Source organism: Olivibacter sp. EAT-5, assembly GCF_044784325.1.
Lineage (GTDB): Bacteria > Bacteroidota > Bacteroidia > Sphingobacteriales > Sphingobacteriaceae > Olivibacter > Olivibacter oleidegradans.
In genome coordinates this window covers 3,862,476-3,877,522 of record NZ_CP173028.1, presented here as the reverse complement: position 1 = coordinate 3,877,522, position 15,047 = coordinate 3,862,476, and the positions used below count along the sequence as shown (strand labels likewise).

General features: G+C 41.5%; 10 protein-coding genes. 6 read left to right on the top strand and 4 right to left on the bottom strand.

Annotation, left to right across the window (positions count from 1 at the left end):
* Positions 1–71 precede the first annotated feature (71 nt).
* The 4 genes from nrdE to ACH11B_RS15845 all read right to left on the bottom strand — a co-directional run bounded on the left by nrdE (position 72) and on the right by ACH11B_RS15845 (position 3,971).
* Entirely contained in the window at positions 72–2,189 is a 2,118-nt protein-coding gene (gene nrdE, locus ACH11B_RS15860; protein ID WP_013666180.1) for a class 1b ribonucleoside-diphosphate reductase subunit alpha, read from the bottom strand.
* Positions 2,152–2,556: a class Ib ribonucleoside-diphosphate reductase assembly flavoprotein NrdI gene (nrdI, locus tag ACH11B_RS15855; RefSeq protein ID WP_013666179.1), complete on the bottom strand. Its 405-nt coding sequence runs from the start codon at positions 2,554–2,556 to the stop codon at positions 2,152–2,154. The genes nrdE and nrdI overlap by 38 nt, the downstream gene beginning before the upstream one ends.
* A gap of 16 nt (positions 2,557–2,572) precedes the next feature.
* On the bottom strand, positions 2,573–2,818 hold the full coding sequence (locus ACH11B_RS15850) for a thioredoxin family protein (RefSeq protein WP_013666178.1): 246 nt from the start codon (positions 2,816–2,818) through the stop codon (positions 2,573–2,575).
* 388 nt (positions 2,819–3,206) lie between these two features.
* The gene (locus ACH11B_RS15845) at positions 3,207–3,971 is read right to left on the bottom strand and encodes a DeoR/GlpR family DNA-binding transcription regulator (protein ID WP_013666177.1); all 765 of its coding nucleotides are present in this window, start codon (positions 3,969–3,971) and stop codon (positions 3,207–3,209) included.
* Positions 3,972–4,149: 178 nt separating this feature from the next.
* Between ACH11B_RS15845 and ACH11B_RS15840 the strand changes: the two genes are divergently transcribed.
* The 6 genes from ACH11B_RS15840 (at position 4,150) to ACH11B_RS15815 (ending at position 15,033) form a co-directional block, all read left to right on the top strand.
* Entirely contained in the window at positions 4,150–5,748 is a 1,599-nt protein-coding gene (locus ACH11B_RS15840) for an FAD-dependent oxidoreductase (RefSeq protein WP_377609585.1), read from the top strand.
* Positions 5,749–5,782: 34 nt separating this feature from the next.
* Positions 5,783–7,297 (top strand): glycerol kinase GlpK, encoded by a 1,515-nt coding sequence (gene glpK / locus ACH11B_RS15835; protein WP_013666175.1) that lies wholly within the window; start codon positions 5,783–5,785, stop codon positions 7,295–7,297.
* Between the two features lie 244 nt (positions 7,298–7,541).
* Positions 7,542–8,276: an MIP/aquaporin family protein gene (locus tag ACH11B_RS15830; RefSeq protein ID WP_377609587.1), complete on the top strand. Its 735-nt coding sequence runs from the start codon at positions 7,542–7,544 to the stop codon at positions 8,274–8,276.
* 247 nt (positions 8,277–8,523) lie between these two features.
* Positions 8,524–11,706 carry a carboxypeptidase regulatory-like domain-containing protein gene (locus ACH11B_RS15825; RefSeq protein WP_377609589.1) on the top strand — a complete coding sequence of 1,061 codons (3,183 nt, stop codon included), beginning with the start codon at positions 8,524–8,526 and terminating at the stop codon, positions 11,704–11,706.
* Between the two features lie 232 nt (positions 11,707–11,938).
* Positions 11,939–12,559: a carboxypeptidase-like regulatory domain-containing protein gene (locus ACH11B_RS15820; RefSeq protein WP_377609591.1), complete on the top strand. Its 621-nt coding sequence runs from the start codon at positions 11,939–11,941 to the stop codon at positions 12,557–12,559.
* On the top strand, positions 12,547–15,033 hold the full coding sequence (locus ACH11B_RS15815; protein WP_377609593.1) for a SusC/RagA family TonB-linked outer membrane protein: 2,487 nt from the start codon (positions 12,547–12,549) through the stop codon (positions 15,031–15,033). The genes ACH11B_RS15820 and ACH11B_RS15815 overlap by 13 nt, the downstream gene beginning before the upstream one ends.
* Positions 15,034–15,047 lie beyond the last annotated feature (14 nt).

Here is a 15,047-nt window from a genome sequence, read left to right as displayed (position 1 = left end):
ATCTGCTACTTGATACCTATTACTTGCTACTCGCTACTTGCTACTTGATACCTATTACTTGATACTAAAAACTAAACCGAACAAGAGATACACTCATCGATAGAAGCTTTTCTCGTACGCGTATAATATAGTGACTTCAATCCCATTTTATGAGCATATATATAGTACTTAGCTAAATCTCTCGTTGTATCTTTCGAATTGGTATGCAAAATAGTTGAAATACCTTGATCCACATGCCTTTGTATAACAGATATCAAACGCAACACATTATTTTGATCCATATCGTAGGCCGATTTATAATAAAAATAGTTGTCGTTATTTAAATAAGGCATAGGATAATAGGTCGTGCTATCGCCGTATTCCCGAACCTCTATTGTATCTACTACCGGCATAACAGAAGCTGTTGCGTTCATAATGTAGGAAGTAGATTGATTAGGAGCAATGGCCATGCGGTAAGCATGGTATACGCCATGTTGCATAACATCCTGCTTTAGTTTCTCCCATGCAGCACGGTCCGGGATTGTTATTCCTTCAAATAATTCTTTAACGCGATCACTTACCGGGAAATAATCATTATTTATGTATTTGTCGAAATAAGCGCCATTGGCATAATCCGAATTCTCAAAACCTTTAAATGTCACGCCCCGCTCTTTGGCGATTTCCATAGAACACTCCAACGAATAGAAATTTACCATCATAAAGAATACGTTACAGAAATCGAGCGCCTCTTTGCTTTCGTAGGTAATAAAGTTCTTAGCAAGGAAACCGTGTAAATTCATGGCTCCCAAACCTACGCTATGTAGTTCGCGATTGGCTTTTTGTATCGTCGGGACCATTTTAATATCTGTCATATCGGATACGACTGTCAACGACCGCATTGCTGTTTTTACGACTTCTTTTATGCGGCGGTTTTCCATTGTGGTAGCAATGTTAAGCGAGCCTAGATTGCAGGAAATACCGTAACGAATGGTATCTTCTTCATGGTATGGGTTGATATCCGAAACCTCTGACAGTTGCATAATTTCCGTACACAAGTTTGAAAACTTCACTGATCCAATCCCATTCAATGCATGCCCTCGATTGGCATTATCTTTAAAGAAGAGGTAGGGATAGCCACTTTCTTTTTGTGTTTGAGCAACTTTAATCAGTAAATGACGTGCATTGATTTTGCGTTTCTTCACTTTCGGATTGCTCACCAGTTCATCATACATTTTGGTCATGTCCATTTCATCTAGGTATTGACCATATTCCTGATAGACCGTATGCGGATAGAAAAGATAGCAAACCTCATCGTGTTCTGCAATTTGCATGAACTTGTCCGGAATGATAACACCGATTGACAAGGATTTGATGCGCGACTTCTCATCCACGTTGATTTTCTTGCAATCCAAAAATTCTTCAATATCGCTATGGAAAACGTTCAGATAAACAGCCCCTGCTCCCGGTCTTTGCCCCAATTGGTTGGCATAAGAAAATGTGTCTTCCATTATTTTCATCACCGGCAAAACACCACTCGAACGTCCTTCCACGCCTTTTATGGCTTCACCGCGGGCTCTCACTTTAGAAATATTAAAAGAGACTCCTCCTCCAATAGAAGACAGCTTCATCGCTTCGTCAATGGCATAACTGATACCACTCAAACTATCGCCTATCTCATCCAAAAAACAAGAAACCAGTTCACCGGAACGTAGCTTGCCGGCATTGAGGAAAGTAGGTGTCGCGGGCTGGTATTCCTGATTAATCAATATCTCAGCATACTCCAACGCGCGATTCAAATCGCCCGATGCCAGATAAAGGGAAACACATACCACGCGGTCTTCATAACGCTCTAAGAATTTTTCACCGCTATCATCTCGTAAAGCATAGCTTTGAAAAAACTTAAAAGCACTCATGAAAGAAGGAAACCTAAACTTTTTCGCATACACAAAGTCGTATACCTCCTTCATTTGCTCGAAAGAATAATGCGCATAGAAATTGATATAATATTTGTTTTCAATCAAATAATCTATCTTTTCCTTCAAGGTATAAAAGAATACCGTATTCTTATTTACATAATCCAAAAAGTATGACCTTACCGCTTCCTTATCCTTATAAAGGCGAAAATCGTCGTCATCTTTCGTCATGATCTCGTTATTCAGGAGTATCCACTTTTTAGCTATGTTCGCATTCTTTGTTACTGTGGTATTCATGGTATTCGTTTATCTTGTTAATAAATTGTTGAACATCATCGGTACTGCCTGAGAGTTCAAACTTAAATAATACGGGGAGTTGGTAGATCGCTGCAACGGTATCTGCCGCTCTGCCATAGTTGAGTCCCCAATTTTTATTTCCACTGGCAGAAACCGTCTTTATCAAATCATGGTTTTGCTGCATGAACTTATCTGTTACCACGGGCACCTCACCCCTTCCGGTAGTAAATGTGATAAGATGGCCCGGCTGAGAAATCGACAGGTTTTCAGAAATTCGTCGGATGGACCAACCTGTTCTGGCCTCTAGCTTATGCACAAATCGATCTACATTTCCGGTTTTACTATCGTAATAGATCCAATGTTGCATAATCGAAGATCTTTATCTACGCTTGCTGCAGACTGCTAATGGCTAATAATTCCTCAGGCTTGAAACCGATGACACGCTTCACTTCCTCGTTCTCTTTGGTTACGATAACGGTTGGCACCGTTCGCACCCTGAATCGCATGGCTACTTCGGGATTCTCAAAAGGGTTTACTTTTTCGTAGTTAATACCCTTATTATCTAGAAATTCTGACACCATATTGCAAGGCGCGCAATTATCTTTTTCGAATTTTATAACTCTTATCATAGCCTTATTATTTTTTGTTGTAAATAGAGGGTAAGTGCAAAGGTGCACCTTAACATTTAGAATCAGTGTAAATAATTTTCAACACAGGGTGGATTAATCCACATTTCTTTATTTGAAGAAAATTGGTATGATTTTTATTTTGAGGGATGGATGTTATTAGTTGTTAGGCTTTAGGCCATAAGCAGTAAGCTTTAAGCTTGCATGGTCCATGGCATTGGCTAATCATCACATTGCCACATTGGCTAATTTGCAGTAAGGCTTTAGGCCATAAGCAGTAAGCTTTAAGCTTGCATGGTCCATGACATTGGCTCATCGGCTAATCATCACATTGGCTAATCGTCACATTGGCTAATTCCCTACTCAACCACTTCCCTACTCAACTATTTAACTATTCTACAATCGTCACCTTCACCCCCCTGCCTTCGAGTTCCTTCAGCATATGGGATGGGATGTTTTTATCTGTAATGATTTCGTCAATTTCATCAAAGCCGCAGATTCTACCAAAACCGCGTCGGCCAAATTTGGTGGAATCGGCCAATACAATTGTCTTTTGGGACACTTCAATCATTTTACGATTCAAATGCGCTTCCAATCCACTGGTAGTAGTCAACCCAAAGTCAGGATCGATACCATCTACTCCCAGAAATAGTTTACTACAGAAAAAATCTTCCAATATTTTTTCGGCATACGGTCCTGCTACGGAAGCTGAACTCGATCGCATCATGCCCCCTAGTTGAAGAATTTCTACGTTCGAATGCCTGTTTAATTCTATTGCAACCTGAAGAGCTGATGTTACGACGGTTAGATTTCCTTGTGGGTGAATATGCCTCGCCATTGCTAACACAGTCGTCCCCGATGCAATAATAATAGAATCGTTGGGTACCACCAGGGATGCTGCCATCTCTGCTATGAGCGCCTTCTCTTCCGACTGCAACTTCTCTTTTTCAACCACGGATCGGTCAATTGTATAGGGATTATTCAGGGTAGCACCTCCGTGGGTACGAAAAAGCATCTGTCTTTCTTCCAGCAATTTTAAATCCTTTCGGATCGTTACAGTCGACACGTCGAGTTCCTTTCCTAGATCCAACACATTGATAGACCCTTTTTCCTGCAGTCGTTTAAGAATAATCTGATGACGCTCTACACTATTCATAGCATTTATTTTGCGCTAATTTAACTTTTTTACCTGAATACACAAGAATAGCAAGTTGTTTCATTTTATTTCGAAATTATTTCGAAAGATTATTTTTGATTTCTTAAAAGGATGATTTAACTTTGTCTATACAAACCAATTGATAAAAAAAGAAAGAATAGCTAAATTGGGCACCCACATGCAAGAAAACACCATTCTCCAACACACATTCAGCCGTAACGTTAGTTTAGGGCAGCTAAGTCAAAACAGTCTTTGGGATATCGCCATCATTGGAGGTGGAGCAACTGGCCTTGGCATAGCAGTCGATGCGGCTAGCCGAGGTTATAAGACGCTACTGGTAGAGCAGGCAGACTTCGCCAAAGGTACTTCCAGTCGAAGCACCAAGTTGGTTCATGGAGGTGTACGATATCTTGCACAAGGTGATATCAAGCTTGTTTACGGTGCGCTCCGGGAAAGGGGAATTATTTTCAAAAATGCGCCTCATTTGGCACATGCGCAAAGTTTCGTCATACCATGCTACACCTGGTTTGCGCAACTGAAATTTTTAATAGGACTCAAGATTTACGATTGGATGGCAGGCAAATATCGCATCGGGAGGTCGTCCCTTCTGTCCAAAAAAGAAGTTACCACTCGTATACAAGGCGTAAAAGTCAAGCACCTGAAAGGTGGTATAGAATATTACGATGGACAATTCGACGATGCTCGTTTAGCGATCAATCTTGCACAAACGGCTTCACAGTTTGGAGCCACGCTGCTGAATTATGCCAAAGTAGTCAGCTTAAATAAAGACGAAAAAGGAAAGACAAATGGTTTTACGGTTCTCGATCAAGAAAGTGGGGAAGCCTATAAAGTAAAAGCTAAAGTGGTTATCAATGCCACCGGTGTTTTTGTAGACGAAATCTTAACGCTTGAACAGCCAGAACATCAAGCGCTAGTTAGGCCCAGCCAAGGTGTTCATATTGTAATAGAACGTTCTTTTCTCCAGGGAAAGAGCGCCCTAATGATTCCTGAAACGAGTGATGGCAGGGTTCTTTTTGGCGTCCCTTGGCATAACAAACTAGTGCTGGGTACAACGGATACCCCACTTAATCAACACAGCCTAGAACCAAGAGCACTTGAACAAGAAATAGATTTTATCTTAAAGACTGCGGGGGAATATCTTGACAACAGGCCAACCAGAAAGGATGCATTAAGTATATTTGCCGGCTTAAGACCATTGGCGGCTCCTAAAGACGGCAAAGAAAGCACAAAGGAAATCTCACGTGACCATAAATTGCTAGTCAGCGATTCCGGACTAATTACCATTACAGGCGGTAAGTGGACCACTTATCGAAAAATGGCGGAAGACACCGTAAATCAAGCCATTAAAACCGCCAATATCGCTTTTCAGCCATGTAAAACAGTCGACATCCGAATTCATGGTGCAGACATAAGCAATCACGAACAAGGTCATTGGACCGTTTATGGCTCAGATGCCGAAAAAATCAAAAGCCTGATATCAGAAGAAAATGGATTGGGAGAAAAGCTGCATGTCAACTATCCACACGTTAAAGCAGAAGTAGTATGGGCTATCCGCGAAGAAATGGCACGTACGATTGAAGATGTGCTGGCTAGGCGAATACGCATGCTTTTTCTCGATGCAAAAGCTGCTATAGAAATGGCCCCAACCGTTGCCCAAATAATGGCCAGTGAGTTAGGGAAAGATGCAAATTGGATAAAGGAACAACTTATGGAATTTGACACGCTTGCCAAAGGTTACCTTATTGGTTTACAATAATAAGTCGATACAAACTAACATTATAAAATAAAATATGAGCCAAAGCAAATATATACTTTCACTTGATCAAGGCACAACAAGTTCTCGTGCTATTATTTTTAACCACCAGGGAGAGATTGTATCCATCGCGCAAAAAGAGTTTACACAATTTTATCCTAAATCCGGGTGGGTAGAACATGATCCGCGAGAAATTTGGTCTTCGCAAATAGCCGTTATCGCCGAGGCCCTGGTAAAGGCAGAAGTTAAATCAGTAGATATAGCGGCCATCGGAATTACTAACCAACGCGAAACAACAATTGTTTGGGATCGTGAAACCGGCAAACCTATCTATAATGCCATTGTCTGGCAAGACAGACGAACCGCTCCCTATTGCGACGAACTTAAAGAACAAGGTTATGAGGAGCTTATCAGAAAGAAAACCGGATTATTAATAGACTCTTACTTCTCCGCAACAAAGATCCGTTGGATCTTGAATAACGTAGATGGAGCGAGAGAAAAGGCCGAAAACGGAAAGCTCCTCTTCGGTACCGTTGATAGCTGGCTTATATACAATTTGACGGATGGCGAAAAGCATGTTACTGATGTAACAAATGCATCCCGTACGATGCTATACAATATTTCAACCATGCAATGGGATAAAGAACTGTTGGATCTTTTTGAAATACCCGCAAGCATGCTTCCAGAAGTTAAGTCATCGAGCGAAATCTATGGACAAACCGCAGGAAAAATACTGACAGATCGCATTCCGATAGCCGGCATTGCAGGCGACCAACAGGCTGCACTCTTCGGACAATTATGTACAAGCGAAGGAATGGTAAAAAACACTTATGGGACAGGTTGCTTTATGCTGATGAATATCGGCAACAAACCAATCGTTTCAAAGAATAATTTGGTGACTACCATAGCATGGAAAATCGGCAGCCAGGTGACTTACGCCTTAGAAGGTAGCATTTTTATTGCCGGGGCCATCGTACAGTGGCTTCGTGATGGTCTGGGCATTATTAAATCGTCTGAAGAAGTGGAGGCCTTAGCCAGTAAGGTGGAAGATACGGACGGTGTATATCTAGTTCCTGCCTTTGCGGGTCTCGGTGCTCCGCATTGGGATTCCTACGCTAGAGGGACAATGGTTGGATTGACAAGAGGTAGCAATGCGTCCCACATTGCTCGCGCCGCGTTGGAAGGAATCGCTTTCCAAACAGTTGACATATTAAAGGCTATGGAAGCAGATGCAGGAAAAGAAATCCACGAATTACGTGTAGACGGTGGCGCTACTAACAACAATCTGCTTATGCAATTCCAGGCAGATATTTTGCAAGCAGCGGTCGTACGACCGAAAATCACCGAGATTACGGCTATCGGAGCAGCTTATCTTGCAGGCTTAGCCGTTGGCTATTGGAAAGACATGGATGATTTGAAAGATCAATGGCAAATCGACAAAACCTTTAAACCCGATGTTAAAATCGATATTGAAAATCGTATGCAAGCTTGGCATCGCGCTGTCGAAGCGGCGAAAGCCTGGGCAAGATTGGAAAATCAATCGGCCAATTAGCCAATGTGATAATTAGTCGATAAATGAGCCGGCGTGACAACCGAAGAGGTGAGTTTATCCTGCCTTTAACACATTCGGAATTAGCTTGTTGGCTGAAAAAGGAACTCGCAATCGGTTACAAATAATTGACGACAAATAACTAACAACCAGCAACTAACAACTACTAACCAATAACGAATAACTTATAACCAATAACGAACAACAAATAACTAATAACCAATAACTAGAAGTTAACAACTAAATTATGACACCTTTTATAGCTGAACTATTAGGCACGATGATACTGATCTTATTAGGTGGAGGCGTCGTCGCTAATGTGGTACTTAAAGGCACCAATGGACACAGTAGCGGCTGGATCGTAATCACAACCGGCTGGGCATTAGCGGTTTTCACAGGCGTAGTTATCGCAGGTCCCTATAGTGGGGCACATTTAAATCCAGCGGTTACATTAGCAATGATTTTAAGCGATAATCTAAGTTGGGCTACCGCCTGCTCTTATGTGCTGGCACAATTTATCGGCGCAATGACCGGCGCTTTTTTAGTATGGCTCATGTATAAGGACCATTTTGATGAAACCGAAGATGCAGGTGCCAAGCAAGCCGTATTCTGTACCTCGCCTGCTCTCAGAAATCTACCTATCAACTTAATCAGCGAAATTATCGGAACATTTGTCCTTATTATCGCTGTGTTTTTCTTTAAAGATGGTGAGATCGCCATTGATGATACCAAAACACCAATAGGTTTAGGATCCATCGGCGCAATACCTGTAGCTTTTGTTGTGTGGGTGATCGGCTTGTCACTTGGAGGAACAACCGGTTATGCGATTAATCCGGCCCGCGACTTAGGCCCTCGGATTATGCATGCCATTCTGCCTATAAAAAATAAAGCAGGATTTAATGCAAGCTATGCTTGGGTGCCCGTTATCGGTCCGCTGATTGGCGCTGCCCTGGCCTATGTTGTTTATATAATCGTCACGTAATATTTTGTTCGTATGCCAGATAGAAGATATACGCGTGCCTTTTTCAATGTTAGCTAACAATTTAATAACATATATATAACATTATAAACCGGCTGTACCACAGCTTCATAAAGTGTCTAGCTTTTAGACACACGTATTTAAATCAATTTACTTAGACTGCCATGACCAACGGTGTAATAGTTTATGCCTTTGCTTTGGCGGAGGGGTAAGTTTCATGGCCATTAAGAACAAATTATTAATGAAAATTATGAAAAGCAACATTTGTCTACTGTTATTTGCATTTATTGTAAGTACAGTAAGTTTTGGGCACCTGATGGCGCAAACAACACAAGGGGCTATCACCGGTACGGTAAAAGGAGAAAACCAAAGTCCAATCGCCGGCGCTTCTGTAATCGTAAAAAATGAATCTACGGGGTTTACCAACACAACAACAACGAACAGCAACGGCCAGTTCAACTTTAAGCAGCTGCCCTTAGGTAAACCTTATACCATTAGAGTTACTTATATTGGCTATTCTGCCTATGAACAAACCGGTTATGCCCTCAATCAGGGAGATATTTTACGTCTCAATATTTCTTTAGCCAGTAAATCCGTCCAAATGGATGAAGTCGAAATCAGTGCATCTAATATTAAGAATACCGTAGGGAACTTTGGTGCTGCAACTTCCGTTACGGGGAATGATATACAAAAACTACCGGTAAATGGCCGAAATTTCACCTCCCTGATAGACCTCTCCCCTATGAGTAATGGTAACAGTATGGCCGGACAATTAGCATCTTCCACCAACTTTACATTGGATGGCATGACGTCTCGTAACCCAACTTCAGGCGGTACCGCCAATCGCCGTGGCGGCTCCTATGCTATTTCCATGGAGGCGATACGCGAATTTAAGATTGTAACCAATCAATATGATGTAACTTATGGTCGTAGTGGCGGTGGTACCATTAATACGGTGACCAAATCCGGAACCAACACCTTTACGGGAAGCGCATTTGGCTTTGCACGGGCCGACTGGTTATCCAGTCCCTACGATATCCGTGGTAATAAGCAAGATAATGAATTCTCTACTTACCAATATGGTTTTTCATTGGGAGGACCGATTGTAAAGGACAAAGCACATTTTTATGTCACCTGGGATCATCAAGCGGATGCCAGACCCTTCCAAGTTGCCGACATCCGTTCACCCGAAGATGAAAAGCGGTATAATGTAACCCAATCAACGCTTGATCAGTTCTTAGATATTGCCAGAAATAAATATGGTGTTGCCAGTTCGCCGCAATTTGGATCTTTCGACCGAAAGCGGAGCACCGATGCCATCTTTGCGCGTGTTGACTGGCAACTTAACAATAAACACTTACTCACCCTGCGAGAAAATTTTGTCTATGACAAGAACAATCATAGTTTGGGTGATAATTCCAAAATCAACCTATATGAAGTGTATGGCTCCGTCAAAACATCCGATAACAGTTTCTTAGCAACGCTGAGATCTGTGTTAAGTCCCAAGATCACCAATGAACTCAAAGCACAGCATTTGTACACTTCCGAATCCTCTGTTCCCAATGAACAGCTTCCCGGCAAAAGTATCCCGAGAGCAATCATTCAAAATATCAGTTCAACCATTGATGGAAAAGAAGTTTTAACCGATATACAATTAGGCGGACAGCGCTATATACCGGAATATTTTTACAACAACGTATTTCAGTTATCTGACAATTTATACTACAATACCGAAAAGATAAACTACACTTTTGGAACAGACATCATGTATACCCATATGAAGTCGCTATACGGCAGTGAAATGAACGGCCGCTTCTATTTCACAGGACTGGAAGAGTTTAATAATTTAGATCCTTATCGTTATGCTCGCGAAATTGCTTTGGAAGACGATCCCAGCGTTAAGCAAAATATTTTGACTGCCGCACTTTACGCCCAGATGCAAACCAAGCTCGGAAAGGGCTTAGACATGATGGCCGGTATCCGGGCAGACTACACATCTTACATCAATAAACCGAATTTCAATCAACTGGTTTATGATGAGCTGGGATTAAATACATCCAATGCCTTAAATAGTTTTATCCTTCAGCCACGGATTCAATTTACCTGGGACATTAACGAGCAACAACGGGATATCCTTAAGTTTGGCGCCGGCATTTTTGGATCCGACATTAACAATTATGCCATGATCAATAACATGGTTTTCGACGGGACAAAGGTGGCAACCATTGATGTTCAGCGTAACGCTCCCGGTGCGCCTCTTGGCATTACGCCCAACTTTCCACAATATAGACAAGATCCAAGTACCGCACCAGGATATGAGTTATTTGAGCAATTAGGCATAAGTCCTACTTCTACTATTAACATGAACGGAAGCGATGCCAAGATACCTACCGTTTATAAAGGAAACATTTCATACAACCGGCTTATTACCAATCGTTTAAAACTAGGATTAAGTCTATATGCCAGTTTAGCGAGAAACAATTATATGTATGTCGATAAAAATATGGTTGACGAACCATTTTTTCGCATTGCCAATGAAGCGAATAGAGGCGTATACGTTCCGGCATCAACAATTAACACCGCGAATGGATCGGCCGACTGGCAGAACGGGCGTAAATCAACTAAACTAGGAAGGGTGTTGGAACTGAATAGCGAAGGAAAGATCAACCAATATGCCGTTGTTCTCGATGGAACTTATCAATACTATAAAGACGGCGTCCTATCGTTCAGCTACACCTGGAACGATAGCAAAGATAACACCTCCTTTAATGGTGATGTTGCCAATACTGCTACCTTAGAATTAATGACGCCGGGCGATCCACGTGATTTAAGTAGAATGGCTTATTCCAATACGCAGTTCCGCCACAAGTTAGTAATATATGGCGCGTTACCCACCTTCTATGGCATCAGTATCGGTTTGCGCTATTCGGGAATAGGCGGAACACGCTATTCATTGGCCGTTAACGGAAACGTAAATGGTGATTTTGTTAACTCAAACGACTTAGCTTATATTTTCGATCCGAATAATAACAACGTGCCCGAAGCCTATCGGAATGCCATTCAACAGATTTTGGATAATCCGGAGGCAGATGCCGGTTTAAAGGAATACATTAAACAGAGCATCGGACAGATCGCCGAGCGGAATGGTGGTACCAATGGATTCTACGGAACCTGGGATTTGCGGATAACCAAGAGATTTACGACTTACAAATCGCAGTATATCGAGCTTTCCGGAGATATCTTCAATTTAGCGAACTTACTCAATAAGGACTGGGGCGTACAAAAAACCTTGGGAAAGCAGAATATTTATAACATCAGAGGCTTTGATCCGACATTAAATGTTTACAACTATAATGTGAATACCAATGTAGGCGTCATTAATCCGTCCGGAAATCCTTATCAAATACAAATAGGTATTCGCTACGGTTTTTGATCGGCGGTAATAAACCGCTCGAAAGCCTTTTTTAGTTATTCAACTATTATATGATTTCGGGAACATCCTTAATCATTTGCTTTCGTTTCAAGGACACACTTTTCATTCAATCAATATTTTACATCAAATGAAACATTATGAAACCTGCGTAATTTTCAGAAAACAAAAGAAGAAATCATTAGTCATGCCTCTCGCTTAGGGTAGAGCCTGCTCATAATAAAAGAAAAAACAAATGAAAAAAATTAAAACCAGACCACTAAAAAAAAGAAGTTTGATCTTTGCCGATTATAGGTTTCGGTGCCTATTAGCGTTCCTATTATACGCAGCCACGGCTTATAGTCAACAAACCTTTACTATTCAAGGTACTGTTAAAGCCATAGACACGAAAGAGTCGTTACCAGGTGTATCTATCGTTGCCAACAATAAAGCTATTGCCATTTCCGACGCGAATGGGAATTTTGCTGTTAAAGTTAATGCTAATACCAGCATAATTTTCAAATATGTCGGTTATCGACCCTATACATTGAATGTGACAAGTAATTTAACAAAGCTTTCAATCAGCTTAGAATCAGCGAACACTTTGTTAGAAGATGTTGTCGTCGTTGGATATGGTACGCAAAAAAAGGAAAATGTAACAGGTTCCGTCAGTACCTTGGATATGAAGGAAAAAGAAGGATCGCCAACTACAAACATCAGTAATGCATTAGCAGGGATGCCTGGAATGTTCGTTCGACTTGGCCAAAGTCAACCGGGAATTGATCGATCGGAAATTAGGATTCGAGGCATGGGTACACTTAGCAATAATAACCCCTCGTTCTGGTTAATGGCATCGAATACTCGATGGACGAACTAAATCCCGATGATATTCAAACCGTAACGGTACTGAAAGATGCATCAGCGGCAATATATGGATCAAGAGCTGCCAACGGTGTTATCTTAATTACGACCAAAAAGGGAACTGGGGTATCACAAGTGAATTATAATTATTACAACGGTATTCAAAATCCTACACGAATGCCCGACGTCATCTGGGATCCGATTCAATACATGCGTTTAAAAAACCAAGCACTCGCCAACCAAGGACAGGCCCCCGTTTATTCGGACAGTCAAATCGAAGAATACCAGGCTGGAATGGCATCAGATCCTCATACCTACCCAGCCAACAATTGGTTTGACATCGCTTTAAAAGATGGCAACATACAAAAGCACAACCTGAGCTTTGGTGGAAGTTCGGACACCTATCAATACCGCTTGTCATTGGGGTATTTAGATAGAGATGGTATCATTATCGGGCCCTCTGATAACGAAAAGCGTTATTCGCTCGGTTTCAATGCATCCATCAATATTTCGCAACGTTTAAAAGTGGGCGCATCCATTGACGGATATTATCGAAACTATGAGCAACCCTTTTATGGAAATAACTTTTTCCAATATTTAAGTCGCACACTACCCATTTTGACAGATCGGCTTGCAGATGGTCGTTACGGCAATTCCTGGTTATCTACGCCTGGCAGAAACAATTGGGAGAATCCGCGAATGATTGCCGAAACCGGTTATTCCAAAAAAATCGTTCAGCGCTTTTTAGCCTCCGTTTTCGGAGAATACAAATTGCCCTGGAACATCACCTACAACATCAAGTTTGGTGCAGACAAATATGATGGTCTCCTTTCTCAATTTACCCCGCAAGTGCAAAGCTTCAATCCAAAGACATTGAAACCAACCAATTGGAACAGCCCCGCTACGGCGCCAAGATCTAATAAAACGGACGACAATGACTTAAATCTCCACTTCTACAACACATTAGACTGGAAACAACAGTTTAAGCAGAAGCACAATGTAGCGATCATGGTAGGCTCTGCTTATGATTACTTCAGCAATGGACAGTTTGCTGCTGAAATGACGGGATACTTGGACGAAACCTTAACGGCACTGAGTGTAGGAAGCATTCGGAACGCAATCTCCGGAAAAACTACCGAAGATGTTTTGATATCCTATTTTGGAAGAGCGAACTACGATTATAAAAACAAATACCTACTGGAGGCGACTTTTCGTTACGATGGTTCTTCCAGGTTCTCCAAAGAAAACCGATGGGGTTTCTTCCCTTCCATTTTAGCCGGGTGGCGTATTGATCAGGAAAATTTCTTTAACTCAAATACCATCAATTTATTAAAGTTACGCGCCTCGGTTGGCCGCTTAGGAAATCAGGCTGTCGAGCTATATAGTTATGAAAACAACATTGAACTTAAGCAAGATTATAGTTTCGGAGGGCCGAGTGGATTATTAGCTCCGGGTGCCGCGGCTTTGGCTTATGCAGATCCAAGGACAACTTGGGAAACAACAACGACCTACAATGGGGGCCTTGATATCGAACTTATGCAAAGCAAGTTAAATCTAACCGCAGATGTTTATAAAAAGCATACGACTGGTATTTTAAGAACAGTTAACTTCCCCTCTCAAGTAGGCTTAACAGGACCTAAGAGAAATGTTGGCACCGTAGATAACACGGGATACGAACTAACGGCGCAATATCGCGATCAAATAGGCGCAGTAAGCTATGGAATACAGGGTAATGTAGCATACAATAAAAATAAAGTGATCGATTTGGACGGCCAAATTCTTTACGATTTCGACACTAATTTATCAACCATAACAAAAGAAGGATTACCCATTAGCGCTCACTACCTATTGCAAGCGGACGGCTTTTTCCAAAATCAGGAGGAAATTGACAACCATGCCTTTCAAAGCAACGCAACTAGGCCAGGCTACATCAAATACAAAGACATCAATGGCGACAATATTATAAACGGTGAAGATCGAGTAGCTTTGGATGAATCGTCTGCTATTCCGAAGTATACTTACGGATTCGGTTTTAACATCGATTATAAAGGTTTATCATTTCGCGCATTTTTTCAAGGCATAGCCGGTCTTAGAATTTACCCGATGGCAAACCTAGCTTATCCTTTCAACAACGGAGCAGGTGCCACAACCGAATGGCTCACTGATGCCTGGACGCCTGAAAACACGCAAGCCCGATTACCCATTGTGACGGAAAGTACGGGCAATAAGGACAATTTTCTCCAATCTGATTTTTGGCTAAAAAGTGGCTCGTATTTGCGTTTAAAAAACGTACAGTTGGCCTACTTGATTCCTCAGAAATGGACATCAAAAATCAATATCGCTAAGGTTAGCGTCTTTGTAAATGCAGAAAATTTCCTGACTTTTTCTAAATACAAAGATTTCGATCCGGAAACGATTATCAATTATAGCTCCTTATATCATTATCCGATGTTAAAAACCTTTAGTGGCGGCATAAATGTAACGTTCTAAAATCATCTTAAGAC

Coding starts and splice junctions, on each gene's coding strand:
- nrdE (WP_013666180.1), bottom strand. CDS start 2,189: ATGAATACCACAGTAACAAAGAATGCGAACATAGCTAAAAAGTGGATA.
- nrdI (WP_013666179.1), bottom strand. CDS start 2,556: ATGCAACATTGGATCTATTACGATAGTAAAACCGGAAATGTAGATCGA.
- ACH11B_RS15850 (WP_013666178.1), bottom strand. CDS start 2,818: ATGATAAGAGTTATAAAATTCGAAAAAGATAATTGCGCGCCTTGCAAT.
- ACH11B_RS15845 (WP_013666177.1), bottom strand. CDS start 3,971: ATGAATAGTGTAGAGCGTCATCAGATTATTCTTAAACGACTGCAGGAA.
- ACH11B_RS15840 (WP_377609585.1), top strand. CDS start 4,150: ATGCAAGAAAACACCATTCTCCAACACACATTCAGCCGTAACGTTAGT.
- glpK (WP_013666175.1), top strand. CDS start 5,783: ATGAGCCAAAGCAAATATATACTTTCACTTGATCAAGGCACAACAAGT.
- ACH11B_RS15830 (WP_377609587.1), top strand. CDS start 7,542: ATGACACCTTTTATAGCTGAACTATTAGGCACGATGATACTGATCTTA.
- ACH11B_RS15825 (WP_377609589.1), top strand. CDS start 8,524: ATGAAAAGCAACATTTGTCTACTGTTATTTGCATTTATTGTAAGTACA.
- ACH11B_RS15820 (WP_377609591.1), top strand. CDS start 11,939: ATGAAAAAAATTAAAACCAGACCACTAAAAAAAAGAAGTTTGATCTTT.
- ACH11B_RS15815 (WP_377609593.1), top strand. CDS start 12,547: ATGGACGAACTAAATCCCGATGATATTCAAACCGTAACGGTACTGAAA.